23 protein-coding genes are annotated in these 25,634 nt (G+C 63.4%); 11 read left to right on the plus strand and 12 right to left on the minus strand.

From position 1 onward, the window contains the following. Nucleotides 1-30: 30 nt before the first annotated feature. Together ggt and ACRECS_RS09900 are read right to left on the minus strand one after the other, a co-directional pair. Entirely contained in the window at nt 31-1,698 is a 1,668-nt protein-coding gene (gene ggt, locus ACRECS_RS09895; protein ID WP_431582794.1) for a gamma-glutamyltransferase, read from the minus strand. A 45-nt stretch (nt 1,699-1,743) separates the two neighbouring features. Then, nucleotides 1,744-2,781: a quinone-dependent dihydroorotate dehydrogenase gene (locus ACRECS_RS09900; protein WP_431582795.1), complete on the minus strand. Its 1,038-nt coding sequence runs from the start codon at nt 2,779-2,781 to the stop codon at nt 1,744-1,746. A gap of 243 nt (nt 2,782-3,024) precedes the next feature. Here ACRECS_RS09900 and ACRECS_RS09905 point away from each other — a divergent pair, with 243 nt between their 5' ends. The 9 genes from ACRECS_RS09905 (at nt 3,025) to ACRECS_RS09945 (ending at nt 10,110) form a co-directional block, all read left to right on the plus strand. Beyond that, nucleotides 3,025-3,882, plus strand: a complete 858-nt coding sequence (locus ACRECS_RS09905) for a helix-turn-helix domain-containing protein (protein ID WP_431582796.1) — start codon at nt 3,025-3,027, stop codon at nt 3,880-3,882. A 101-nt stretch (nt 3,883-3,983) separates the two neighbouring features. Then, nucleotides 3,984-4,454, plus strand: a complete 471-nt coding sequence (locus ACRECS_RS09910; protein WP_431582797.1) for an SUF system Fe-S cluster assembly regulator — start codon at nt 3,984-3,986, stop codon at nt 4,452-4,454. 1 nt (nt 4,455) lies between these two features. Then, nucleotides 4,456-5,946: a Fe-S cluster assembly protein SufB gene (gene sufB, locus ACRECS_RS09915; RefSeq protein WP_431582798.1), complete on the plus strand. Its 1,491-nt coding sequence runs from the start codon at nt 4,456-4,458 to the stop codon at nt 5,944-5,946. Beyond that, nucleotides 5,943-6,362 (plus strand): hypothetical protein, encoded by a 420-nt coding sequence (locus tag ACRECS_RS09920; RefSeq protein WP_431582799.1) that lies wholly within the window; start codon nt 5,943-5,945, stop codon nt 6,360-6,362. Before sufB ends, ACRECS_RS09920 begins: the two co-directional genes overlap by 4 nt. Before the next feature lies 1 nt (nt 6,363). Next, nucleotides 6,364-7,107, plus strand: a complete 744-nt coding sequence (gene sufC / locus ACRECS_RS09925) for a Fe-S cluster assembly ATPase SufC (RefSeq protein ID WP_431582800.1) — start codon at nt 6,364-6,366, stop codon at nt 7,105-7,107. Between the two features lie 145 nt (nt 7,108-7,252). Beyond that, on the plus strand, nt 7,253-8,005 hold the full coding sequence (locus ACRECS_RS09930) for a SufD family Fe-S cluster assembly protein (protein WP_431582801.1): 753 nt from the start codon (nt 7,253-7,255) through the stop codon (nt 8,003-8,005). After that, complete coding sequence (locus tag ACRECS_RS09935) at nt 8,002-9,216, plus strand: cysteine desulfurase (protein ID WP_431582802.1); 1,215 nt, start codon at nt 8,002-8,004, stop codon at nt 9,214-9,216. The genes ACRECS_RS09930 and ACRECS_RS09935 overlap by 4 nt, the downstream gene beginning before the upstream one ends. After that, nucleotides 9,213-9,677 (plus strand): SUF system Fe-S cluster assembly protein, encoded by a 465-nt coding sequence (locus ACRECS_RS09940; protein ID WP_431582803.1) that lies wholly within the window; start codon nt 9,213-9,215, stop codon nt 9,675-9,677. The genes ACRECS_RS09935 and ACRECS_RS09940 overlap by 4 nt, the downstream gene beginning before the upstream one ends. Nucleotides 9,678-9,753: 76 nt before the next feature. Further along, nucleotides 9,754-10,110 carry a HesB/IscA family protein gene (locus ACRECS_RS09945; protein WP_431582804.1) on the plus strand — a complete coding sequence of 119 codons (357 nt, stop codon included), beginning with the start codon at nt 9,754-9,756 and terminating at the stop codon, nt 10,108-10,110. A 457-nt stretch (nt 10,111-10,567) separates the two neighbouring features. Here ACRECS_RS09945 and ACRECS_RS09950 read toward each other — a convergent pair whose 3' ends face one another. The 8 genes from ACRECS_RS09950 to ACRECS_RS09985 all read right to left on the minus strand — a co-directional run bounded on the left by ACRECS_RS09950 (nt 10,568) and on the right by ACRECS_RS09985 (nt 18,196). Beyond that, nucleotides 10,568-11,341 (minus strand): SDR family oxidoreductase, encoded by a 774-nt coding sequence (locus ACRECS_RS09950; RefSeq protein WP_431582805.1) that lies wholly within the window; start codon nt 11,339-11,341, stop codon nt 10,568-10,570. 33 nt (nt 11,342-11,374) lie between these two features. Then, on the minus strand, nt 11,375-11,836 hold the full coding sequence (locus ACRECS_RS09955; RefSeq protein WP_431582806.1) for an N-acetyltransferase family protein: 462 nt from the start codon (nt 11,834-11,836) through the stop codon (nt 11,375-11,377). A gap of 118 nt (nt 11,837-11,954) precedes the next feature. Beyond that, nucleotides 11,955-13,883 (minus strand): acetyl/propionyl/methylcrotonyl-CoA carboxylase subunit alpha, encoded by a 1,929-nt coding sequence (locus ACRECS_RS09960; RefSeq protein WP_431582807.1) that lies wholly within the window; start codon nt 13,881-13,883, stop codon nt 11,955-11,957. Between the two features lie 8 nt (nt 13,884-13,891). Then, complete coding sequence (locus tag ACRECS_RS09965) at nt 13,892-14,611, minus strand: CPBP family intramembrane glutamic endopeptidase, BDIM_20840 family (protein WP_431582808.1); 720 nt, start codon at nt 14,609-14,611, stop codon at nt 13,892-13,894. Between the two features lie 28 nt (nt 14,612-14,639). Further along, complete coding sequence (locus ACRECS_RS09970; RefSeq protein WP_431582809.1) at nt 14,640-15,125, minus strand: nuclear transport factor 2 family protein; 486 nt, start codon at nt 15,123-15,125, stop codon at nt 14,640-14,642. Between the two features lie 32 nt (nt 15,126-15,157). Then, nucleotides 15,158-15,634, minus strand: a complete 477-nt coding sequence (locus ACRECS_RS09975; RefSeq protein WP_431582810.1) for a nuclear transport factor 2 family protein — start codon at nt 15,632-15,634, stop codon at nt 15,158-15,160. A gap of 173 nt (nt 15,635-15,807) precedes the next feature. Then, nucleotides 15,808-16,590 carry a hypothetical protein gene (locus ACRECS_RS09980; protein ID WP_431582811.1) on the minus strand — a complete coding sequence of 261 codons (783 nt, stop codon included), beginning with the start codon at nt 16,588-16,590 and terminating at the stop codon, nt 15,808-15,810. A 4-nt stretch (nt 16,591-16,594) separates the two neighbouring features. Next, nucleotides 16,595-18,196, minus strand: coding sequence for a carboxyl transferase domain-containing protein (locus ACRECS_RS09985; protein WP_431582812.1), 1,602 nt, complete (start codon nt 18,194-18,196; stop codon nt 16,595-16,597). A 179-nt stretch (nt 18,197-18,375) separates the two neighbouring features. Between ACRECS_RS09985 and ACRECS_RS09990 the strand changes: the two genes are divergently transcribed. Further along, complete coding sequence (locus ACRECS_RS09990) at nt 18,376-20,442, plus strand: M13 family metallopeptidase (RefSeq protein ID WP_431582813.1); 2,067 nt, start codon at nt 18,376-18,378, stop codon at nt 20,440-20,442. 61 nt (nt 20,443-20,503) lie between these two features. On the opposite strand, the gene ACRECS_RS09995 is transcribed toward ACRECS_RS09990, so the two are convergent. After that, complete coding sequence (locus tag ACRECS_RS09995; RefSeq protein WP_431582814.1) at nt 20,504-22,882, minus strand: TonB-dependent receptor; 2,379 nt, start codon at nt 22,880-22,882, stop codon at nt 20,504-20,506. Between the two features lie 222 nt (nt 22,883-23,104). Here ACRECS_RS09995 and ACRECS_RS10000 point away from each other — a divergent pair, with 222 nt between their 5' ends. Next, nucleotides 23,105-24,007: a MurR/RpiR family transcriptional regulator gene (locus ACRECS_RS10000; protein ID WP_431582815.1), complete on the plus strand. Its 903-nt coding sequence runs from the start codon at nt 23,105-23,107 to the stop codon at nt 24,005-24,007. A 104-nt stretch (nt 24,008-24,111) separates the two neighbouring features. Here ACRECS_RS10000 and ACRECS_RS10005 read toward each other — a convergent pair whose 3' ends face one another. Beyond that, nucleotides 24,112-25,554 (minus strand): amino acid permease, encoded by a 1,443-nt coding sequence (locus tag ACRECS_RS10005; protein WP_431582816.1) that lies wholly within the window; start codon nt 25,552-25,554, stop codon nt 24,112-24,114. Nucleotides 25,555-25,634 lie beyond the last annotated feature (80 nt).

A 25,634-nucleotide genomic window follows, 5' to 3' on the forward strand; every position in this document is an offset into this window, starting at 1 on the left:
TATTCGGCTGCGCGAAATTAGCTGCGTGAATTACTCGCCGAGCGCCACGCCGACACTGCGCGGATCGGCGGCACCAACCCAGCCCGACGTCGTCAGTTCGGCGGCATTGGCCTTCAGCCCAAGCTTGGCGATATTGACCTTGTGACCGAGCTTTTCGAGCGCCGGCTTGATTGCTTCGCGCTCCGTGCCCTGTTCGAGGACCAACGCATCACCGTTAAAATAGATCAGGCCCTCACCGATCGCATCACGCGCCGATTCGTTCCAGTCGAGATGCGCGATCAGCGCCTTCGCCACTTGCATGATGATCGTCTTGCCGCCCGCCGCGCCGACTGTGAAGATCGCTTTGCCCTTTGCATCATAGACCATGGTCGGCGCCATCGAGGATAGCGGCCGCTTGCCCGGCTCGACTCGGTTGGCGACGGGCATGCCGTCCTTTTCCGGCGCCATGGTGAAGTCGGTCAGCTCGTTGTTGAGAACATAGCCATTGGCGAGCAGCTGGCTGCCGAACGGTCCTTCGACGGTCGAGGTCATCGAGACGACGTCGCCATTGCGGTCGACCGCGACGAAATGCGTCGTACTCGGTACTTCGTTCTGGACCGCGGCGGTGCGGGGCTTGGCGCCCGGCGGCGTGCCGGCTTCATAGCTGCCGAGCGACTTGCTCGCTGAAATCAGCCTGGAGCGCGATTTGATATAGGCGGGATCGATCAGGCCGGCGACCGGCACGTCGACAAAATCGGGATCGCCGAGATATTTCTCGCGGTCGGCATAGGCGAGCAGCATCGCCTCGCCGATCAAATGCCAGGCGACGGGAGACTCCTTGCCGAGCTTTTTCATGTCGAACCGCTCGAGCATGCCGAGGATCTGCAACACGGTGGTCGCGCCCGATGAGGGCGGGCCCATGCCGCAGATGCGGTAGCTGCGATACTTGCCGCACACCGGCGGACGTTCTTGCGCCTGATAGGCGGCCAGATCGGCCAGCGTCATGTCGCTCGGATTGGTCGATGCGCCAGCCGTGACCCTGACGATCTCTTCGGCATTGGCGCCGGTATAGAAGGCTTCCGGCCCCTCATCCGCCAGCGTGCGCAATATCGCGGCGAGCTTGGGATTTTTGACCGTCGTGCCGATCGTCAACGGCTTGCCGTCAGCGTCGAGATATTGCTTCGCCGTGTCGGGGAACTTGCCCCAATATTGGCTGACAAATCCGATGCCATTGGCCATTGGCTTGGTGACCTGATAGCCCTCTTCGGCGAGCTTGATCGCCGGCGCAAACAGCGCCTTCCACGGCAATTTGCCCCATTTCGCATGAGTCATCGCCAGCAGCCGGACATTGCCGGGCACGCCGACCGACAGGCCGCCGGGAACTGCCCTGAAATAGGGCAGGGGCTTGCCGTCCTCGTCGAGGAAGCGCCCCGGCGTGGCGGCCATCGGTGCCTTTTCGCGCCCGTTGATTGTCTCGAGCTTGCCGGTCTTACCGTCGTGATGGAGCAGGAAGCCGCCGCCGCCGATGCCGCTCGATTGCGGCTCGACCACGGTCAGCGCGAGCATCATCGCCATCGCCGCGTCGGCGGCGCTGCCACCCTCGCGCAAGATCTGTTGCCCCGCGGCCGAGGCGCGCGGATCGGCGGATGAAACGATGCCCTGGGCAGTGACGGAGGTTGGCCCAAGGAGCAGGGCGAGCGCGAGGATGAGTCTTTTCATTGCCGAAAACCGTAGCGGGGTTTTCGGGGCGAACAAGACGCTACGTCATTCGATGCCGACGGCATCCTCGATATTGGCAAAGCCGTCGCGACGCAGCAGCCGGGCGAGCCCCTGGTTGACGCGGCGCGGCAGGCCGGGGCCCTCATAAACCAGGGCGGTATAGAGCTGGACCAGGCTCGCGCCGCCGCGGATGCGGGCATAGGCCTCTTCCGCGCTGCCGATGCCGCCGACCGAGATCAGCGGCAGCGCCGCGCCAGTCGCCTTGCGGAAATCACCGAGTCGCTGGCGCGCGAGTTTCGCGAGCGGCGCGCCTGACAGGCCGCCGGTCTCGATCGCGCGGGCCGATGTGAGGCCGGGACGCGACAAGGTCGTATTGCTGATGATCAGCGCGTCGACATTGTGGGCGATCGCGGCGCGGGCGATGCCGTCGATCTCGCGCGCGTTGAGGTCGGGCGCGACCTTCAGAAATAAGGGCGGGCGCTGGATCGGGATGCGCCGCGCTTCGTCGGCGGCAGCGAGCAATTCGGTCAGCGCCGATCCGTGCTGCAGGTCGCGTAGGCCCGGCGTGTTGGGGGAACTGATGTTGATCGTGACATAATCGGCGATCGCCGCCGCCCGCTCCACGCCGATGCGATAATCCGCCACACGGTCCGCACTATCCTTGTTCGCGCCGACATTAATGCCGAGTACGCCTTTGCGCCTGGCTGTGTTCACGCGGGGCAGGGCAGCGTCGATGCCGCCATTGTTGAATCCCAGCCGGTTGATCACCCCACGGTCCTCGCGCAGCCGGAAGATGCGCGGGCGCGGATTGCCGGCCTGTGGCAGTGGGGTGAGCGTGCCGATCTCCACGCTGCCCAGGCCAAGCCCGAAAAAGCCGTCGATTGCGCGTCCGTCCTTATCGACGCCGGCGGCCAGGCCGACCGGGCTGGCGAAATCGAGTCCGGCAATATTGGTGCGCAGGATCGGGTCGCTGCTTTGCGTCAGCCCTCGACCGCCCCAGGCAGCGAGCAGGGCGATGGTCAGGCCATGCGCACGCTCGGCATCAAGGGCGAACACAATCGGGCGGATCAGGGGAAAGAGCATCGCCGCGCCATGGCATTGGCGGGCCGCGCGGTCAAAAATCTCATGACGCTTTTCCACCGATATGGCGGTTTCGTCCAATACAGCCGGATTGGAATTTGCTCAAAGGCTCTTGCGACCCAAGGAACCCTTTCGCAACAGGGGGTTCTTTAACTTTACGGTCCCGGGCGGTTCGCCGCCCGGGCCGCTTTTCTTTTGTGTCCCGAAGCGATAGGCTGCGGTCATAAAAGAACAGGGGCGCAATCATTGTCGGATTTTCAGCTGGACTACGCGGTCCCGGCCGCAGACCTGTCCGAATATATCACGCTTTTCTATTATTTCCGGGCCGATGTTCCCGTGTTCGAGGATAGCGAACGCGCCGATCATGCGCAGCTGCGCGTCCGCCTGTCGCCGGGCGGCGCGGAATATCGCTTCCCCGATGAATCGATCCAGACGCCCGCCGATTTCCATATCATCGGCCCGACCAGTGGCCCGATGCACGTCCGTGTCGCCGGCCCGGTCGAAGTGTTCGGCATGGGCGTGACCGCGGCGGGGTGGGCGGCGATGATCGGCAGCGAGGCGTCATCGGTGCTGAACCGCACGATCGACGCCAGCGTTCCTTTCGGGGCGGCCCGGTTGAAGGCAACGGCGACGGCACTGCGCGAGGCGACCGACAATGCGGCGCGGTTCGCGATCGGCGAGGCGCTGGTGCGCGACCTGGTGCGTGAGGGTGACGAACAGGCTTGCCGCTTCGTGCGTCAGGTCGATGGCTGGCTCGCCGCGAGCCTGTCGCCCGAAATGGACGATCTGGTCGCAGTGACCGGCCTGTCGCGGCGTCAGGTCGAACGCAAGTGCAACGCCATGTACGGCGCACCGCCGAAACTGCTCGCGCGCAAATATCGTGCGCTGCGTGCCGCGGTTGCGCTGGTTGCGGACGGCGAGGATGTCGACGACGTCATCGGTCGCGGTTTTTACGATCAATCGCACTTGATCCGCGAGGTGAAGCAGTTCACTGGCCTGACCCCGCGCCAGATCAAGGCGGAGCCGGGCGTGCTGCAGCGCATGACCATCCATCGGCGGACGGCACTGGGCGGGCAGGTCAGCCCATTGATCAGCGGAACCTAGTCCTCCCCATATCGGGGAGGATCAGGGTGGATTTAAGGTTGACCCGACCCCTTCGCGCCCCCACATGCCCAATCGGAACGAATCAATCCGATTAGGAACTCATGCGCCTTTCGAGCCTTGCCGATTATGCCGTCGTGATGATGAGCGCGACCGCGCGCCATTGCGGTGGCGTGGCGCGGCTCAACGCGACTCTGCTGGCTGAGGAAACCGGCGTGCCGCTTCCTACCGTGCAGAAACTGGTCAGCCGGCTCTCGGCAGCGGGCCTGATCGAGAGTGCGCGCGGTACCGGCGGCGGCTTTCGCCTCGCCCGGCCGGCCGCCGCGATCAGCCTTGCCGACATTATCGAGGCGGTCGAGGGGCCGATCGCGATGACCTCATGCGTCGAGGCCGGGCGCCATGATTGCGGGCATGAGGATGTGTGCCGGGTGAAGCCGCACTGGAACACCGTCAACGGCGCGGTGCGCGGGGCATTGGCGGGCGTCAGCCTCGCCACGCTCTCCAGCACGCCGCTCCAAACCAATCCGGCCGAAACCAGGGTCGATATGGCGCTCGGCGCTGAGGTGATGAACTGACATGGACATCAAGGACCTGGACACCAAGGACATGCCCAAGAACGCCGAAGCGCATGCCGCCGCCAACAAGACCTATGAATGGGGCTTCCATTCGGACATCGAACAGGAATTCGCGCCCAAGGGTTTGAGCGAGGACACGGTTCGCTTCATCTCGGCCAAGAAGAACGAGCCCGAATGGATGCTTGAGTGGCGGCTCAAGGCCTATCGCCTGTGGCTGACCATGACCCCGCCCGACTGGGCCAAGCTCAACATCCCGCCGATCGATTATCAGGACGCCTATTATTACGCCGAGCCCAAGGCCAAGCCGAAGCTTGGTTCGCTTGACGAGGTCGATCCCGAAATCCTGCGCGTCTATGAAAAGCTCGGCATCCCGATCGAGGAGCAGAAGATGCTCGCCGGGGTCGAGGGCGCGCGCAAGGTCGCGGTCGACGCGGTGTTCGACAGCGTCTCGGTCGCGACCACTTTCCGTGCCGAGCTCGAAAGCGCCGGGGTGATCTTCCGCTCGATCAGCGAAGCGATCCGCGACTATCCCGACATGGTGCGCAAATGGCTCGGCAAGGTCGTACCGCAGCACGACAATTATTTCGCAGCGCTCAATTGCGCGGTCTTCAGCGACGGTACCTTCGTTTATGTGCCGGAGGGCGTGCGCTGCCCGATGGAGCTGAGCACCTATTTCCGCATCAATGCCGAAAATACCGGCCAGTTCGAACGCACTCTGATCGTCGCCGACAAGGGCGCTTATGTGTCGTACCTAGAAGGCTGCACCGCGCCGATGCGTGACGAGAACCAGCTTCACGCCGCGGTGGTCGAACTGGTCGCGCTCGACGATGCCGAGATCAAATATTCGACCGTGCAAAACTGGTACCCGGGCGACGAGAACGGCAAGGGCGGGATCTATAATTTCGTCACCAAGCGCGCTTTGTGCCAGGGGAAGAACTCAAAGGTCAGCTGGACTCAGGTCGAGACCGGCAGCGCGATCACCTGGAAATATCCCAGCTGCGTGCTGGCGGGCGAGAACAGCGTCGGCGAATTCTATTCTGTCGCGGTGACCAACAACCGGCAACAGGCCGATACCGGCACCAAGATGATCCATCTCGGCAAGAACACCCGCTCGACTATCGTGTCGAAGGGCATTTCCGCCGGGCGTTCGGACAATACCTATCGCGGCCTGGTCCGCGTGGCGCCGACCGCGGAAGGGGTGCGCAACTTCACGCAGTGCGATTCCCTGCTGCTCGGCGACCAGTGCGGCGCTCATACCGTGCCCTATATCGAAGTGCGCAATCCCTCGGCGCAGATCGAGCATGAAGCGACCACCTCGAAGATCAGCGACGACCAGATGTTCTACGCGATGCAGCGCGGGCTCGACAGCGAGGCGGCGGTGGCGCTGATCGTCAACGGCTTCGCGCGCGAAGTGTTGCAGCAGCTGCCGATGGAATTCGCGGTCGAGGCGCAGAAACTGCTGGGCATCTCGCTTGAGGGAAGCGTGGGGTGATCACCTACAGGCTGACAGCTGCGATCGCAGCGCTCGCCATGACTTCGGCATGTAGTGCTGGCGCGGCTGGCAATGAGCGATCCGGCGCCGAGGCAATAGCGCGGGCCGATCTTTACCGTCAGCGGGCTGAGGCATGTTTCGGACACCCCGCAACGGATCGTGCGAATGCGCCGGCATGTCATGAAGCGCTCGGCTTGTTTCATGAGCTGGGTTCGACGCCGACTCATTTTGCCAATGAGCAAGTGGGTGCGCGGTTTTTCGATGCGAAAAGCAGTGGAGATTATCTCCTGTTGCGCAGTGTCCTGGGTGATCTGTGCGACCATCCCGGTTCGTCCGGACAGCAGTTTAACTGGTGCCGCTTCTATCAAGAGGCGGGCGACAAATATCGTTTCAAGCCAAAGGCGAGTTCAAACTGAAATGCTGAAGATCGACAACCTCCATGCCGAAATCGACGGCAAGGAAATCCTCAAGGGACTCTCGCTCACGGTCAATGCCGGCGAGGTCCATGCGATCATGGGCCCGAACGGCGCGGGCAAGTCGACGCTCGGCTATGTGCTGGGCGGGCGCCCCGGTTATGAAGTGACTGAAGGCTCGGTGACGCTTGGCGGCGAGGACCTGCTGGAGATGGCGCCGCATGAGCGTGCCGCCGCCGGCCTGTTCCTGGGTTTCCAGTATCCGGTCGAAATCCCCGGCGTGTCCAACGTCCAGTTCCTGCGCGAGTCTCTGAACGCTCAGCGTAAGGCGCGTGGCGAGGCGCCGCTATCGGGCGGCGAGTTCCTCAAGCTGGCGCGCGCGCAGGCAGATCTGCTGTCGATGGACCAGGAGATGCTCAAGCGCCCGGTCAATGTCGGCTTTTCCGGCGGCGAGAAGAAGCGCAACGAGATGGTGCAGATGGGTATTATTGGCCCGAAGCTGGCGATCCTCGACGAAACCGATTCCGGCCTCGATATCGATGCGCTGCGCGTGGTCGGCGACGGCATCAACCGCATCATGCGGGCGCCCGACAAGGCGGTGATCCTGATCACGCATTACCAGCGGCTGCTCGACTATGTGAAACCGGATTTCGTGCATGTCCTGAGCGGCGGTCGCATCATTCGCTCCGGCGGGGCGGAACTCGCGCATGAGCTCGAAGCCGAAGGCTATGCGGCGGTGGCGGCATGAGCGCCCTTCAAATCCTCCCCGGCACGGGGAGGGGGACCGCGAAGCGGTGGAGGGGGCTCTCCACAAGCGCGTCACCTGCGGCACTCCCCCTCCACCATTCGCCGGAAGAGGCGAATGGTCCCCCTCCCCGTGCCGGGGAGGAACTATGACTCTCGCTCTTCCCACCCGGCGCGACGAGGCCTGGCGCTATAGCGATCTCGAAGCGGTCGCCTCAGTCTGGCCAGTCCCCGCGCCCGAACTGGTCGAAGTCGCCGCGGGGGAATCAATCTCGCGCGTGATCGTGCAGGACGCGTCGCTTGATGCGGTCGCGATCCGCGATTTCCGTGTCGTGCTGCACAAGGGTGCGACCGCGACCTTCCACATCCTCAACATCGGCGGCAGGCTCGGCCGCGTCGCGATCGATGTGACCTGCCATGAAGGATCGCATTTCGAGCTTGGCGGCGCGATGCTTGGCGGCGGCGATCAGACGCTCGAGATTGTCACCACGCTTAACCATGTTGAACCCAATGCGACCTCGAACCAGCTGGTCCGCTCGGTGCTCGGCGGCAAGGCGACCGGCAGCTATCTCGGCAAGGTCGCGGTCGCGCGCGACGCGCAGAAGACTGACGCCAGCCAGTCGGTCAAGGCGATGCTGCTCACCCGCACAGCGACCGCCAATGCCAAGCCCGAGCTCGAGATCTTCGCTGATGACGTAAAATGCGCGCACGGCGCGACGGTCGGCGAGCTCGATGCGATGGCGCTCTTCTATCTGATGAGCCGCGGCATTGCGCCGGCCGAGGCAAAGATCCTGTTGCTGCAGGCATTCGTGGCCAGCGCCTTTGCCGGCATCGAGGATGCGGCCGAGCGTGAGCGCATTGAGGCTGCAGCGCAGGCTGCGCTGGAGCGGATGCTCTCATGACCATAGTCACCGATACCCGCCCGCTTGATCGGCTCGCCGATTTTCCGGCGATCCCCGCCGGCTGGGCCTATCTCGACACGGCCGCGACCGCGCAAAAGCCGCAGGTCGTGATCGACGCGATCACGCGCGGCTACGACACGACTTACGCGACGGTGCACCGCGGCGTGTATCAACGCTCGGCCGACATGACGCTGGCCTATGAAGCGGCGCGCAAGCGCGCCGCCGGCTTTATCGGTGCGACCTCGTCCGACGAGATCGTGTTCGTGCGCGGCGCGACCGAGGGGATCAATCTCGTCGCGCAATGCTGGGCCGGGACTCAGCTCAAGGCCGGTGACCGCATCTTGCTCTCTACGCTGGAGCATCACTCCAATATCGTGCCGTGGCAGTTCGTCGCTGAGCGCGTTGGCGCCGCGATCGATGTCGTGCCGCTGACCGCCGATCACCGCATCGATCTCGATGCGATGGCGGCGATGATCACGCCCGCGCACAAGCTGGTTGCACTCGCTCATGTCTCCAACGTGCTGGGCTCGGTTCTCGATGCGAAGCGTGCGGCGGAGATTGCGCATTCGGTCGGTGCGAAGATCCTGCTCGACGGCTGCCAGGCGGTGCCGCGTATGGCGGTCGATGTCGCGGCGCTCGATTGCGATTTCTATGTCTTCTCCGGGCACAAGCTCTACGGCCCGACCGGGATCGGCATCCTGTGGGGCAAAGCGGAACTGCTCGACGCCATGCCGCCCTATCAGGGCGGCGGCGCGATGATCGACAAGGTCACCTTCGCCCGCACCACCTATGCGCCGCCGCCGGCACGGTTCGAGGCGGGGACGCCGCACATCGTCGGTGCGCTCGGGTTGCATGCGGCGATCGACTATGTCGAGAGCATCGGGCTCGACGCGATCCATGCGCATGAAACGGCGCTGGTCGCGAAAACCCGCGAGGCGCTGTCGCAGATCAATTCGGTGACGCTCTACGGACCGGAAGACTCGGCCGGGATCGTCAGTTTTTCGATCCAGGGGGTGCATCCGCACGACATCGGCACCATCTTGGACGAAGCGAAGGTCGCGATCCGCGCCGGGCATCATTGCGCTCAACCCTTGATGGAGGCGCTAGGCGTTCCGGCAACGGCACGGGCGAGCTTCGGGGTTTATAATGGTGCCGCGGACGTGGACGCGCTGGTCAAGGGTATTGAACGAGTGACGAGGATCTTCGGATGAACGAAGAACGCAAGATTGCGGTCGAAGAGGTCGAAGCGGTCGAGGCACCGCCGCGCGTCCGCGTCGAAGCGGCTGCAGAGACGTTCGAACGCAAGCGCGACTATCTCGAAGGCTTTCTCGCGCAAAAGCCGCAGGGTCTTCCCGCGGGCGAGCCCGGCGGGGCACTGTATGAAGCGGTGGTCGATGCGCTGAAGGAAATCTTCGATCCCGAAATCCCGGTCAATATCTATGATCTCGGCCTGATCTATGGTGTCGATGTGACCGATGATGGTCATGCCGTGGTGACGATGACGCTGACCACGCCGCATTGCCCGGTCGCGGAATCGATGCCGATGGAGGTCGAATTGCGCGTCGGCGCGGTACCCGGTGTCGGCAGTGCCGAAGTCAATCTCGTCTGGGATCCACCCTGGGACCCGCAGAAGATGAGCGACGATGCGAAGCTCGAACTGGGCATGTTGTGAGGGAATTGAGAAGCCGGAACGGGTCAAGGGGGACTCGGTCCGTTCCGACTTCTCTTTCGGGGGCATGGAGTAGACGATGTCAGATGTGAAAACCCGTAACCGCCCGACCGCACTTTTTTTGACGCCGTCGGCTGAGGCGCGAATTGCCGAATTGATGGCCAAGGCGCCGGCGGATGCGATCGGTGTAAAGCTGTCGACGCCGCGCCGCGGCTGTTCCGGCCTCGCCTATTCGGTCGACTATGTGACTGAGGCAAAGCCGTTCGACGAACGCATCGACACGCCCGGCGGCACCCTGTTCGTCGATGGCGGGTCGATCCTGTACCTGATCGGCTCGACCATGAACTGGGTCGAGGATGATTTCGCCGCCGGTTTCGTGTTCCAGAACCCCAACGCCAAGGGCGAATGCGGGTGCGGGGAAAGCTTTACGGTCTAAAGGCGCTGCGATCACCGACCATGATCGTCACCCCGGACTTGTTCCGGGGTCCACGGCGCGGCGCGGAGTGCATTTGAACATCCTGGCTCAAACCTATCGGCCCGACCCCGGAACAAGTCCGGGGTGAGGTTCCAGTGAAGTCCGATTCAACCCTGGCCCCGCTAATGACAGTGTAGCGCCTGGCGGAATGCTGTTTGCACCCGCCGCGCTCTTTCTCATGACCGGAAAAATATCGCACCGCGCGTCCCTGGCTGTTCCGCGCCATAACAGCCAATGTGCTGGCTGTTCATTGGCTGTTACCTGGCTGTTCGCTGGCTGTTATTCCGATAACAGCCAGCCTGGCTCAAGCATCTGATAACAAATGCAAATCCAGGACTGAAATCCAACATAACAGCCAGCAAAAAACATAATCGGGAAATAACAGCCAGGAACAGCCAGCAGCAGCACGCCAGGCGGGTCAGCCCAGCCCGCCAAATCCGCGCCCGGCGGTCCAGCCGCCATCCGCCGGGATGACCACGCCGCTGACATAGCGCGCATAGTCCGACGCGAGGAACAGGCACACATCCGCCACGTCATCGACCGTGCCGAGCCGCCCCAGCGGCACTGCGCGTGCCGAGGCGGCCTTGGCCTCCGGCGTCGGAGCCAGCCGTTCCATCCCCTCGGTGCCGTCGATCGGGCCCGGCGAAACCGAATTGACCCGCACGCCTTCGCGGCCCCATTCGATCGCCAGCGTCTTGGTGATCATGTCGACACCGGCCTTCGCCGCGCAGACATGGATCTGCATCGCCATCGGGATCCAGGCCTGGGGTGCCGACACGTTGATCACGCTCGCGCCAGGCTTGGTCAGATACTCATAGGCTGCGCGCATCACATGGAAGGTGCCGAGCGTATCGATATCGGTGACGGTCTTGAACCCCTTGGGGCTGAGCATCGCCGCGGGAATCGGGAAATTGCCCGCCGCGCCGGAGATCAGCACGTCGATCGAGCCGCGCTTGTCATGGAAATCGGCGATCGCCGCCTGCACCGCATCGAAATCGCGCACGTCGAGCGCATAGCCCAGCGCCGGGTTGTCGTGCGACAGCGCTTCGACGGCGGCGTCGACCTTGTCCTGGCTGCGGCTCGCCACCGCCAGTTTCGCCCCGGCGCGGGCAAAGGATTTGGCGATGCCGAGATTGATGCCGCTGGTGCCGCCGAACACCATCACCGTCTTGCCGCTGAAATCGAATGCCATCGCGTTTCTCTCCCCGGGTCAGATCTGAACCGCTCAGTCGGTGAGCTTGTACTTGAACCCGTAATGGCTCTTATCCCAGCCGAGCCGCTCATAGAAGCGGTGCGCATCGGTCCGGCTGCGGTGCGAGGTGAGCTGCGCCATGCGGCATCCGCGCGCGGCGAAGCGGGCATTGGCCCACTCGATCATCTGCGCGCCGATGCCCTGGCCGCGGAGCTCGGACGAGACGCGAACCGCTTCGATCAGCCCGCGCCACGCGCCGCGATGCGCAATGCCGGGGAGGTAGCTGAGCTGCATCGTACCCACGATCTTGCCGCCCAGTTCGGCGACGATGCTCTCCTGGTTCGGATCGGCATCGATCGCCTCGAATGCCGCGACATAATGCGGGTCGAGCGGCAGGCTCGCATCCTCGCGACCGCTGCCGAGATCGTCATCGGCCAGCAGCGCGACGATGGCGGGAAGGTCCGACCGGGCGGCGAGGCGGAGGACGATGCTCATGTTCCAAAACACTCCCCAATTCCCGTTCGGGCTGAGCCTGTCGAAGCCCATAGCACCAAGTGCAACGTTCGCGATCAGCAGCCTTTCGACAGGCTCGGGGCGAGCGGGATTGGAAAACTCACTCCGCCTTCTCGATCCGCGCCAGCACGGCGCCCTCGCTGACCTGCCCACCGGTTTCGGCATTGAGTTCGGCGACAGTCCCATCGAACGGCGCGACCAGGCTGTGCTCCATCTTCATCGCCTCGAGCGTGACGAGCTTTTGCCCCTTGGTCACTATATCGCCCGCTACGACCTCGACCGCGATGATTCGCCCCGGCATCGGCGACAGGATCGCGCCGTCGCCGGCCGCGCCGGCGGCGACGCCTGATGCGCGGGCGGGCGATATCGCAAAGACCCGGCCGTCATTGATGCCGCTGATAATGGTGCCACCGGCGGTCTCGACCCATGCCGGCAAAGGCTGCCACGGGTCTTCGATCGTGGCCGAATCCGGCTTTCCATCGATTGCGAAATGGATGACGCCCTGATTTCCTGCATTGAGGCGGAAACCGAACATTTTCTGCCAGGGCGTGGGAGCCTCTCGCCGGTCGATCAGGCTGTCTCCAGACTGACGCAGCGGTGATCCTGGGGACGCCGCCGCCACGGCCATGGCGCCGGCTTGACGAACTGCATCCGGAACCGTGGCTGGTGGAATCAGGCTATCGGCGCGCGCCGCCAACAGCCCGGTGTCCATCGTCCCGGCGATGAACAGGTCGTCGGTGAGGCAGCGGGCGAGGAATGCTGCGTTTGTTTTTACCGGCCATACCGCTGTTGTTTCGCAGGCGGTCTTGAGCTTGGCGATGACCTCAGTGCGGCTGGATGCCGACGCGACCAGCTTGGCGATCATGGGGTCATAGAAAGGCGTGACGCTGCCTCCTTCATAGACACCGGTTTCAACCCGCACCTGATGTTCGGGCAGCATGAGATGCGTGAGCGGCCCGGTGCTGGGCAAAAACCCCGTCACGGGATCTTCGGCATAGAGCCGCGCTTCCATCGCCCAGCCGTTTATAGCCAGTTCGTCCTGCCGCTTCGGCAGCGTCTCGCCCGACGCGACGCGCAGCTGCCACTCGACCAGGTCCTGCCCGGTGATTTCCTCGGTCACCGGATGCTCGACCTGCAGCCGGGTGTTCATCTCCATGAACCAGATGCGGTCGGCGCGCAGGCCTTCGCTTGCATCGGCGATGAACTCGATCGTGCCCGCCCCGACATAATCGACCGCCTTGGCCGCCTTGACCGCCGCGGCGCAGATCGCCTCGCGCGTGTCCTCGTCCATGCCGGGGGCAGGGGCTTCCTCGATCACTTTCTGGTGGCGGCGCTGCAGCGAGCAGTCGCGTTCGAACAGGTGGACGACATTGCCGTGGCTGTCGCCGAACACCTGCACCTCGATATGGCGCGGGCTGAGGATGTACTTCTCGATCAGCACCTGGGTATTGCCGAAGCTCGATGCCGCCTCGCGCTGGCACGACAGCAATGCGTCGGCAAAGTCAGCAGGGTCGTCGACCCGGCGCATACCCTTGCCGCCGCCGCCGGCGACCGCCTTGATCAGCACCGGATAGCCGACCTTGGCCGCTTCGGCTGCGAGCCGCTCGGGCGACTGATCCTCGCCGAGATAGCCGGGCGTCACCGGCACGCCGGCGGCGATCATCCGCTCCTTGGCGGCGTCCTTCAGGCCCATTGCGCGGATGCTGTCGGGATTGGGTCCGACCCAGATGATGCCGGCGTCCTTCACGGCCTGTGCGAAATCGGCATTCTCCGACAGGAACCCATAGCCGGGATGGATTGCCTCGGCGCCGGTCGCCTTGGCGGCGGCAGTGATCTTCTCACCGACTAGATAGCTTTCGCGTGCCGGGGATGGGCCGATATGCACCGCTTCATCCGCCTGGCGGACATGCAGCGCCTTGGCGTCGGCATCGGAATAGACCGCGATGGTGCGCACGCCCATGGCGCGCGCAGTGCGGATGATGCGGCAGGCGATCTCGCCACGATTGGCGATGAGGAGAGACTTGATCATCGATACACCTAAAGAACCAGGAAAATGGAATTGCCGAAATTATGCAGCAGGACAGGCAGCACCAGGCTGCCGGTTCGTTCGCGCAGCCATACCAGGATGAACGCCGGCAGCGCGGTCAGCGCCATGGTCATCAGGTCGAACGACCAGGCGCCATGCGAATAATCAAAGGCATGGCCGAGCCCGAACCCCACGCAGGACAGCAGCGCCCCCCATCCCAGGTCGATGCCGAGCATCCGGATCCGTCCGCGCAGCGCTTCGTTGAAGGCGAGCAGCAGGATGCCACGATAGAAGGGCTCTTCCTCCAGCCCAGGCATGGTCAGCTGAAACGCCAGCGTCTGATGATCGAGCGGCTCATTGGGCATGGAGATCGCGAAGCCGATGAATACCAGGCAGACAAGGGCCGCGACCGCATAGGTGACCTTCCATCCCGCCATGTTCTGCACCAATGTGAGGCCCGAACGGCGCCATCCGAATGCGGGATGCGATGCGACCGCCAGCGTGAGGGCGAGCGCGAGCAGCTTGCCCTGCCAGTTCCAGCTGCTGCCTCGAAACAGGTCCGGCAGGACGCCATAGCCATTGGTCAGCGCACAGTCGTTCAAAAAGGCGAGGCTGGCGCCAACCAGCAGCCAGCGGATCGAGAGCTGGTCCCGGCGCAGCAAGCCAAGGCCGATCCCCAATATGATGAGGATTGCCGCAGTGGCGAACATCCTGATCAGCGAACTCGGCATTCAACTCCCCCTTGTTGCGGCCCCTGGGTCAACGCCCCGGGCATCCCGTTTTGCGCTGAGTCCAGGTGACGTTCTGGACCTTCCACGCGCCCTGTACGCGGATCAGGTCGAAATGATTGATCCCGCAATGTGAAAACGCGCCGTCCAGCGTGAATTCATAGGGTGTCCATACCATCGCGATGTCGCCATCGACATGGACATGCGGGTCGATGTTGCGCTCGACCGGCTTGCCCGGGACCTTGGCGAGGCGCGCGGCAAAGCCGGCCCAGTCGCTCGACGTGACCCGGTGCTCACCGATGTCGGTCACCGTCGTTCCGGTCGCGCGGCCCTCGGGGACGGTGATGGCAATGATTCCGGCTGGATCCTTTGCCGCCAGCGCCTTGAACACGGTGTCGATCGTCGCGAGCACCGCAGCAGCATCTTCCTTCGATCCATGGTCAGCCGCTGAGGCTTGCTGCGCGGCCGCCGGTGCGGCGAAGAGAAGGGCGATTGCAAGAAGAGGCGCGTGCTTCATGTCATGCTCCCGGGGCTCGATTGGGTGGACACTCAGCCGGCGCAGCCGGTGGTCCGGACCGACCAGGTGACGTTCTGGATCTTCCAGCTTTCACCCTCGCGCACCAGGTCGAAATGCTGGAAGCCGCAATGCCTGACCACGCCGTCGATCGAGAAGCTGTACGGTCCCCAGACCATTGCCATCGCCCCGTCAATCTCGATCGCCGGATCGATCATCCGTTCTTCGTAGCGCTCGGTGCCGGGTGAGGCCTCGGCATAAGCAGCGAGCTCGAGATTTTTGACCGTGCGGGTGCCGTCGGGCTTCTCCATGATCACCGTGGCATTGCCGCTCGACCGCAGTTGCGCGTGGATCGCCGCGCTGTCGCGCGCCGTGATCCCGGCAAAGGCGGCGAGGATCGGCGCCATCACTGACCCTTCGTCCGTAGCGGGAGGGGGCAGGCCGGTGCCCTTGGGCAAGGGCTGCACCGGCGTGGTCTGGGCGGCAAGGAGGAGCGCAAGGAGCAGGGCCATGGCAGTCTTTCTAAAACCTCCCCGAACTAGGGGGCGGGATGTCCTTAGGCGAAGCAGCCGACAGACGATGTCGATGCTGCCGGCTAGGTAGCAGGGGCTCACTTACCCACCGGCATTCCTCTCATATGCTTGCTGTTCCACTTGCAGGGGGCGGTGGGAAGACCTTGCCATCGTCATTCCTCTTCCTTTGGCGACTCAGGCTCATCGGCAGGTCTGATATCAAGACAATGCCGATCATGAATGCCTTTGCGGAGAGAGTTTAATGATGGCGCGTGTCCGGTGGCTTGATCTCGCAAGACAGCTCTTGCGGTGGCGTCGACCGTGAACCGCTGAACGAATTCGTTATCGTACGAAACGTCTTCGCAGCCGGGCTCGCTGTTGATCTGCTGCACATATTGAAGGGTCAGGCGAGCGAATTCGCTAGCGCCCGTGACTTCGCTATCGGTTGGCTTGATCGGCCAGATGATGATGAGCAGGATGAACCGGCCGCGCTGGATTTTGGCCTCAGCCCAGCTCTCATAGCGTATCACTTTCTCCACCGCGGCGGCGCGTTGCACAAGCCCGGCGCCACTCTCGATCGGCTGGTCGATCCATATCAGATTGGAATACCAGTAAGAGAAATAGGCAATCGTGGCCAATATGAGCAGCACGGTGGGGATCAGTGCGATGACGCGGCGGCGGGCCGCGTTTCGGCGAGATTGCTCCGCAAATTGTGTCAGCAATGCCTCACGGACATAAGCGGCCGCATGCGGGTCGGTCTCGGGGTGCCTGGTCAGTGCGTCGAGGTCGGCGACGAGAAAAGGAGCGATCTCGCCAGGGTCGCCGCCATCGCTGAGCAGATCGCGAACAAATTCGTCGCGCGCGATATTGAAGCGCGCCTCGCTATCGCCGGTGTTGCGTGCGGGGTTCTGAAGTTCCGTGGCCAGGGCGAGTAACTCGCCAAAGTCGTGCGACATATTGCTACATCCGGAACACACCGAACGCCGGACGTTCGGGGATCGGAGCATTGAGCGTTGCGGCAAAGGCGAGGCCAAGCACGTCGCGGGTCTGCGCCGGGTCGATGATGCCGTCGTCCCACAGCCGCGCAGTGGCGTGCCAGGGGTTGCCTTCATCCTCGTAACGCTGGCGGATCGGCACCTTGAACGCCTCGGCCTGTTCCTCAGTCCAGCTCTCCGCATCGCGGTGGACGGTCGCCAGCACGCTCGCCGCCTGCTCGCCGCCCATCACCGAGATGCGACTATTGGGCCAGCTGAACAGGAAGCGCGGCGAATAGGCGCGGCCGCACATGCCGTAATTGCCGGCGCCGAAGCTGCCACCGATCAGCACGGTAATCTTGGGTACGGTTGCGGTCGCGACCGCGGTGACCAGCTTCGCGCCATGCTTGGCGATGCCCTCGGCTTCATACTTCCCGCCGACCATGAAGCCGGAGATGTTCTGCAGGAACAGCAGCGGGATACGCCGCTGGCAGGCGAGCTCGATGAAATGCGCGCCCTTTTGCGCGCTCTCGCTGAACAATACGCCGTTATTGGCGAGGATCGCGACCGGGATGCCCCAGATATGCGCGAAGCCGCACACCAATGAGGTGCCGTAGAGCGACTTGAATTCGTGGAACTCGCTGCCGTCGACAAGGCGGGCGATGATCTCGTGCACGTCATAGGGCGCACGCACATCGCTCGGAACGATGCCGTACAGCTCTTCGGCATCGAACTTGGGTGGGCGTGGATCCTTCAGGTTCACATCGCCCGCCGCCTGCGGTTGCAGCGTGGAAACGATGTCGCGGACGATGGTCAGCGCATGTTCGTCATTCTCGGCGACATGATCGACCACGCCCGAGCGTCGGCCATGCGTATCCGCGCCGCCCAGCTCTTCGGCCGAGATCACTTCGCCGGTCGCGGCCTTCACCAGCGGCGGGCCGGCGAGGAAGATCGTGCCCTGGTTGCGCACGATGACGGTCTCGTCCGACATGGCCGGGACATAGGCGCCGCCCGCGGTGCAGCTGCCCATCACACAGGCGATCTGCGGGATGCCGAGCGCCGACATGTTCGCCTGGTTGAAGAAGATGCGCCCGAAATGGTCGCGGTCGGGAAACACCTCGGCCTGGTGCGGCAGGTTCGCACCGCCACTGTCGACCAGATAGATGCAGGGCAGGCGGTTGGCCTCGGCGATCTCCTGCGCGCGGAGATGCTTCTTCACGGTCATCGGGAAATAGGTCCCGCCCTTCACCGTCGCGTCGTTGCACACGATCATGCATTGGCGGCCCGACACGCGGCCAATGCCCGCGATCATGCCTGCACCTGGGACTTCGCCGTCATACACGTCGTTGGCGGCGAGCTGGCCGATCTCGAGGAACGGCGAACCCGGATCAAGCAGCCGTTCGACCCGATCGCGAGGAAGCAGTTTGTTGCGCGAAACATGCCGTTCGCGACTTTTCTCGGGCCCGCCCAGCGCCGCCGTCGCGACATCGGCACGCAGCTTGTCGGCCAGCGCACGGTTATGCGCGGCGTTGGCACGGAAGGTTTCGCTCTCTGCGGCGAGTTTCGTGTCAAGCACCGGAGCACTCATGGGGCGGTTTTCCTCTATCGTTTCGATCGTGCCTAGCGGCGGGTGCGGGTGATGGGAAGTGGATCGACCGGATCGATCGCTGTGCCGACAGGCAGGCGGCTGGGTTGGCCCATGGCTTGGCAGGGCGGCGCGAGTGAGTGTAGTCCTGTGATCATACAGCAATACCGGAGAGAGTGCCCATGAAGCGTTCCATTGTCCTTGCGCTGCTGCTCGCCAGCGCTGCCTGCTCGCCCTCGTCAACGACGACCGGCACGAGCCAATCCGCCAGCGGCACGCTTGCCGGCGTCGATCAGGCGCTGATCGACAAGACCGTGAAGCCGGGCGACGATTTCAACGCCTATGCCAGCGGCACCTGGGCGAAGACGGCCGAAATCCCGGCCGATCGTTCGTCGACCGGTGTCGGCTATGACGTGTTCAAGGTGGCCGAGGCGCGCAACGCGGAGCTGATCCAGGCCGCGGTCAAGGCCAATGCCGCGGCAGGCACCGATGAGCGGCGCATTGCGGATTATTACGCCGCCTATACCGACACCGCCGGCATTGAGAAGCGCGGAATGGCGCCGCTCAAGAGCCAGCTCGATGCGATCGCCGCGCTGAAGGACAAGGGTGCCTTGTCGGCAATGCTCGGCGCGACGATGCGCGCCGATACCGACCCGCTCAACGCGAGCAATTTCGAGACGGAGAATCTGTTCGGCCTGTTCGTGACCCAGGACCTGAACCGGCCGGACGTGACCATTCCCTATCTGATGCAGGGCGGGCTCGGTCTGCCCGATCGCGATTATTATGTGTCGGCCAAGCCCGAAATGGCCGAGTTGCGCGCCGGCTACAAAGCCTATGTCGCCAAGCTGCTGACACTGTCGGGTATCAGCGATGCCGCCGCGCGCGCCGACCGCATCATCGCGCTCGAGACCAAGATCGCGAACGCGCATTACGACATCGTCACCAGCCAGGATGCGCACGGCGCCGCATCGTGGAAGCGTGCCGACTTCGCTGCCAAGGCGCCGGGGATCGACTGGAATGCCTATTGGAACGCGGCGTCCCTGCCGTCGCAGCAGGATTTCATGCTGTGGCAGCCGGGCGCGATCATCAAATTGTCTGCGCTGGTCGGTAGTGAGCCGATCGCGGCGTGGCAGGACTGGCTGACCTTTCACACCATCAATCAGGTGACGTCGGTGCTGCCGCAGGCGATTGATGCGGCCTCGTTCGATTTCAACAGCAAGACGCTGAACGGCACGCCGCAGCAACAGCCGCGCGACAAGCGCGCCATCGCGTCAGTCAATGCGCAGCTCGGCGATGCGGTCGGCCAGATCTATGTCGGCAAATATTTCCCCGCATCGTCGAAGACCGAGATCCAAGGAATGGTGAAGAACATCGTCGCCGCGTTCGACAATCGCCTGGCCAAGCTCGACTGGCTCGCGCCCGCGACCAGGGAGGAAGGGCGCAAGAAGCTGAAGGTGCTGATCGTCGGCGTGGGCTATCCGGACAAATGGCGCGACTATTCGACGCTTGAGATCAAGGCGGACGATCCGGTCGGCAATCTGCAGCGCGCGCGGCTTGCCGAATATCGCCATCAGATCGGCAAGATCGGCAAGCCGGTCGACCGTAACGAATGGTGGATGACGCCGCAGACGGTCAACGCGGTCAACCTGCCGGTGCAGAATGCGCTCAATTTCCCCGCCGCGATTCTCGAAACGCCCTATTTCGACGCCAAGTTCGACGCGGCCGCCAATTATGGTGCGATCGGCGCGGTGATCGGGCATGAGATCAGCCACAGCTTCGACAATCTCGGGTCCGATTTCGATTCGACCGGGCGGCTGCACAATTGGTGGACCCCGGCCGATCTCAAGCATTTCGAAGAGGCCGGCGCGGCCTTGGTCGCACAGTATAATGCCTATGAAGCGCTGCCGGGGCTGCACCTCAACGGGAAGCAGGAATTGGGCGAGAATATCGCCGACGCCGCTGGCCTGACCGCGTCCTATGAAGCCTATCGCGCGTCGCTCGGGGGCAAGGAGGCGCCGGTGATCGACGGCCTGACTGGCGACCAGCGCTTCTTCCTCGCCTTCGGCCAGAGCTGGCGCACCAAGATGCGCGAAAAGGCCTTGCGCGCACGTGTTGCGACCGACGTTCATGCCCCGGCGCCGTGGCGGGTACAGACGGTACGTAATCTCGATGCCTGGTACGCGGCATTCAACGTGAAAGCGGGCGAGAAACTCTACCTCGCGCCCGACAAGCGCGTGAAGGTCTGGTGATCGGCTGAGCATCGTGCGGCGTCGACCCGATCGGATCGACGCCGCCGGCCCCGGGGCAATGCTAGAAGCGTTTCGTCAGGCCCAAGCCAATGGTACGCGGCCGGTTGGCGTTATAGCTCACATCGGGAGCGTTATAGGGGCTGTTGGTATTCTGGAACTGGCGCGACGTCTTGAAGCGGGCGTCGAACAGATTGTCGATGAACAGCCGCGCGCTCCAGCTCTTGCTTTCGAGGCGCACTGACACATTGGTCAGCCAATAAGGATCGAGCGGCAGATATTGCCGATTGATCGCCGTCGCCGCAACGGGATTGCCGGTGACGGGATCTCTGACCGGCTTATAGCGTCCGAAATCGGCATAGCTGCCGCTCGTATAAGTGGTGAGCCACGCGAGGCCGGCCTTTAGGTCGCCGGCAAGTTCGGTGCTATAATCCGCCATCCCCGAAAGGGCATGGCGCGGGACCAGCGGCATCCGCTCGTCCTTGAAGCCGATCCCGGCGATCGTCTCGGTTAGCTTGGCGTCGGTAAAGCCATAGCCGAGACTGAAAGACAGCCCGCGAAGCGCGACATCGCGTGCGTTGAGTTCTATTTCCACGCCCTGTGATACCGCTTGGCCGGCATTGCCGAGATAGGCGAACCCGAGCGGGGTGCGCACCGTGGTCTGGATATCCGACCAGTCGATGCGAAACAGTGCCGAACTCACATAGAGCCGATTCCGCAGCAGCGAGAATTTGCCGCCAAGCTCATAGCTGATCAGGTCGTCCGAGGCGTATTGGCGTCCTTCAGGGGGAATGCCGGTATTGGGCGTGGTGAGGTTGAAGCCGCCCGGCCTGAAGCCTTGCGCAACCGTGACATAGACCAGGCCGTCCTTGCCGAACTTGTAGGATGTGTTGAACCGCCAGACGCTGCCCTTTTCGCGGTAACGGCCGCCGGAGACTTCGCCGGGCAGTGGCGTGGTCCGCCCCAGGCCATTGGCGTCACGCGCGTTCGGGCCGAACCACTGGTCGATCGAGTAGAAATCGCCCGTGCTCCGGACGTCGAAATAGCGACCGCCGACCGATATCTGCCAGGCGCTGGTGACTTGATATTTCAGCTCGCCGAACACCGCGAACTGGCGGGTCTTCGTATCGCTCTGATAAGTATATTCCTTGTCGTCGTTGAGTTCCGCGCCGATGATATTCTGCTCGAACGCGGCCTGGCCGGGGAAGGGGACCGGCACCAGCTCTTCCTGATCCTCATGCACGCGCTTGGTGTTGTAATAACCGCCCAGAATCCAGTTGAACGGGCCGTCCGAGCTCGACACCAGCCGCACCTCCTGGGCGAAGCTGTGCGATTTGGCGCGGCGGTTGGTGATCACGGTGAATTCGGGAATATCGGCAGGGTCGAGGAAGCTGCCGAAGATGATGTCGCGAATACCGAGCGTTGAATCGCCGCTGGAGCGCTGGCGTTCGTCGACATAGGACGAACTCGACGTCAGGTTGGCCCAGCCGAAATCATAGCCGATCGTCACATTGGCCAGCTGGGCTGTGTAGCGCGTATCGCCAGGGAAATAATAATCCGCGGTATATCGGGGCTGAGACTCTCGCTGGCCGTATGAATCGCCATAGCGCGCCTGCTGGCGATAATAGGAAAGGCTGATGTCGAGCTTATCGACCGGCTTCATCAGCACGGCGAGATGGGCCGAGGTGGTCCTGTCGTCATTGATGTTGCTGGTGCCCAGCCGGACATTGTCGATGAAGCCCTGATTATCGAAACGCCCCGCATCGGCGCGCACCGCGACCCAGTCGGCGAGAGGGATGTTGATCATCCCGGTGACATTGTAATTGATGCCGCCATGGCGGGTGGTCGACAGTTCCGCGCCGACTCTGCCCTCGATCGCTGTCATGTCCGGCTTTTTCGAGATGTAGCGTAGCGTCCCGCCGATCGCCCCGCCGCCGAACAAGGTTCCCTGCGGGCCGCGCAGCACTTCGACGCGCTCGATATCGACCAGCTTCAGGTCAAGCGGCGTGCCGCGATAGGGCATGTCCATCGGCACTTCGTCGACATAGACCGTGGTAGTCGGCTCAAGCCCCGCCTCGCTGCCGGTGCGCAGGCCGCGTAGCACCAGCTTGACGCCGTCGCGCGGTCCGCTGTCGGTAAAGGATAGTCCCGGGACAGTCCTGGCGAAGTCGGCGATATCGGTCGCGCCCGTCTTCTCCAGCGTATCCGCAGAGATCGCCTGGATGTTGAACGGCACGTCGCGGACCGTTTCGGATCGCCGCGTCGCAGTGACGACGATGTCGTCGGCGGCTTGCGTGCTTTCTTCCGTTTGTGTCTCGGTCGGAGCGGCTGCCTGCTGTGCAGCGGCCGGGCTGGCCAACACCAGCGACGATACCAGTGAACTCAATCCGGCACCCAATAGCCGATACCGTACCTTACGCGTCACGCGGTCCTGTGTGGTCATGGCTTTCCCTTTGTCCCCGTCGCCCGGACACGCCCTGATCTTGGTGAGGGTCGCTTCGCTCCAAATGACGATGGTAGATTTATGTCATTGAGTCGATAAATGTCAAATTAGTAACATTGACATATGCAAGCGTGTGATCCGGCGCGGGAATTGCCGTGCTGGCGGCGGCGCGCCGGCTGCACTAGGAAGGGCATGTGATTGGAAATGGGGGAGAGATGGTCAGTGCCTGGTGACGCCGACACGTCGCACGATCTGCTGAAGCGGCTTGAGGACAGTCTTGACAGCTTCACGCCCGCGGAGCGGTCGATCGCCAATTTCATCCTGACCAATCGCGGCGGGATCGCGTTCGAGTCGGCCAATTCGATTGCCGAGAAGCTGCAGGTCAGCGCGACCACGGTCGGCCGCTTCTCGCGCATGATGGGCTATCGCCACTTCAAGGAACTCAAGGCCGGGCTGCGCATGACCATGTCGGGCGTACCCTGGCTGGTCGGCGATCAGGTGACCGAGTTCGTTGGCGCCCGCGATGGGAGCAGCCGCGATAAGCGCAGCCTTGAGCTCGAACTGGCCGGGATCATCGAAGTCTATGCGATGGCCGAAGGCGAGACGTGGAAACGCGTCGTCGCATTGCTGGCGACCAGCCGCCATGTGCATATCGCAGGCTTCCAGACCGAACGCGGCGTTGCCGCGACGCTCGCGCACTTGTTGCAATATGCGCGCGAAGGCGTGAGCATCGCCGACACCACGGCGGGCAATTATCACGAGATTTTCGCGGCCGATCCTGCCGATCAGTGCCTCGTGCTGGTCGATATGCGGCGGTATTCGGAACAGGCCTATGACCTGGCGGCGCGCGCGAACCGAGAGGGCATTCCGGTGGTCATGCTCACCGACAAATTCTGCGACTGGATCCGCAAATTCACCAATGACGTCATCGCCGTGCCGACCGAGGTGGAGCTATTCTGGAGCTCGCAGGTGGCGTTGGGCTGCGCGGTCAACCTGCTGGTCAATGACGTGATCGGCATGCTCGGCACCAAGGTGGAAAAACGCCTCGAACGCCTGTCGGAACTCTATCAGGCGCATACCGGCCATGTCGGCAGCTCGGCCAGGCGCAGGCCCGGCCGGTCATAGTCAATCACCGTTCGGGCTGAGCTTGTCGAAGCCCAAGCCTTGAGCGTGCCCTTCGACAGGCTCAGCGCGAACGGAGGGTGTCGATCAATCCAGGCGAATCCGTCCTAACCCACCCTCCGCTGTCGCCGCAGGCCGTAAAGCAGATAGACTGCACCGCCGATCACCAGCCAGAAGAACAGCCGGATCCAGGTATCCCCCGGCAGGGTCCACATCAGATACAGGCAGGCGGCGATGCTGAGCAGCGGCGTCCAGGGATAGAGCGGCACGCGAAACGGCCGCGCCGCCTGCGGTTCACGCCCGCGCAGGATGATCACGCTCACCGCGACGGTCACGAACACGAACAAGGTCCCGATCGAAATCAGCTCACCCAACAGGCTGAGCGGCAGCAAGCCGGCGGCAAGTGCGGCAACCGTGCCGGTCACCAGCGTGCCGATCTGCGGCGTGTGCGATTCAGCGCGGACGCGCGTGAAGGCCGCGGGCAGCAGGCCGTCGCGTCCCATTGCATAGAAGATGCGCACCTGTCCGAGCAGGGTGACGAGCAGCACCGAGATCAGCCCGGCGATCGCGACGAAGCCGACGATCACCTTGGTCCAGACAAGCCCTGCGCCAACGCTGTTGAGCGCGACATAGACCGGGTCAGCGACGTCAAGCAGGCGGTAGCTGACCAGGCCGGTGATCACCAGGCCGACCAGCATGTAGAGCAAGGTCGTCACCCCGACTGATGCAAGCAGCGCGCGGGGAACGGTGCGCTGCGGATTGCGCACTTCCTGCGCCAGCGTCGAGACCGCATCGAAGCCGACATAGGCAAAGAACAGCACGCCCGCGCCCTGCATCACGCCCGACCAGCCGAAGTGGCCGAACACGCCGCTGTTCTCGGGTATGAAGGGCGTCCAGTTGGCGCGGTCGACAAAGGCGAATCCGGTCACCACGACCAGCAGCATCGCGCCAATCTTGGCGACGACGATGATGTTGTTGACCCGCGCCGAGAATTCGGTGCCGCGCAGCAGCAAGGCCGTGCAGAACAGGGTGAGCAATACGGCGGGCAGGTCGACGATCGCCCCCGTTGCAACCAAATTGCGATGCGGCGAGAGCGCGAACGGCGCCTGAGTGAAGAGCGTGGGGAGGCCAACCCCCAGATCGTGCAGCGCCGATTGGAAATAGGCCGACCAGCCGATCGCGACGAGCGTGCCGGCGAAGAGATATTCGAGCAGCAGGCACCATCCGACCATCCAGGCCGCCGCTTCGCCCATCGATGCGTGGCTGTACGAATAGGCGCTGCCGGTGACCGGCATCATCGCGGCGAGTTCGGCATAGCAAAGGCCAGCAAGCAGGCAGACCACACTGGCGATCAGGAAGGACAAAGCCACCGCCGGTCCCGAATGCTGCGCGGCGACGGTGCCGGTGAGCACGAAGATGCCAGCGCCCACCGTGCTGCCCACGCCAAAACAGGTCAGTGCGAACAGACCGATATTGCGTGACAGCCCCTCGCCATGGCCGGCGCGATCGCCCTGCAGCGCTGCGATCGTCTTGCGCTCGAAGGGCTTCATGCTTGCCCTCGTTGATCTGCGTGCGGTGGGGCCGGCGGAGATTGAAATGGGGACTGAATCAATATCGTCGTCATGCATGC

Origin of the sequence: Sphingomonas sp. (genome assembly GCF_050725575.1) — a bacterium.
Lineage (GTDB): Bacteria > Pseudomonadota > Alphaproteobacteria > Sphingomonadales > Sphingomonadaceae > Sphingomonas.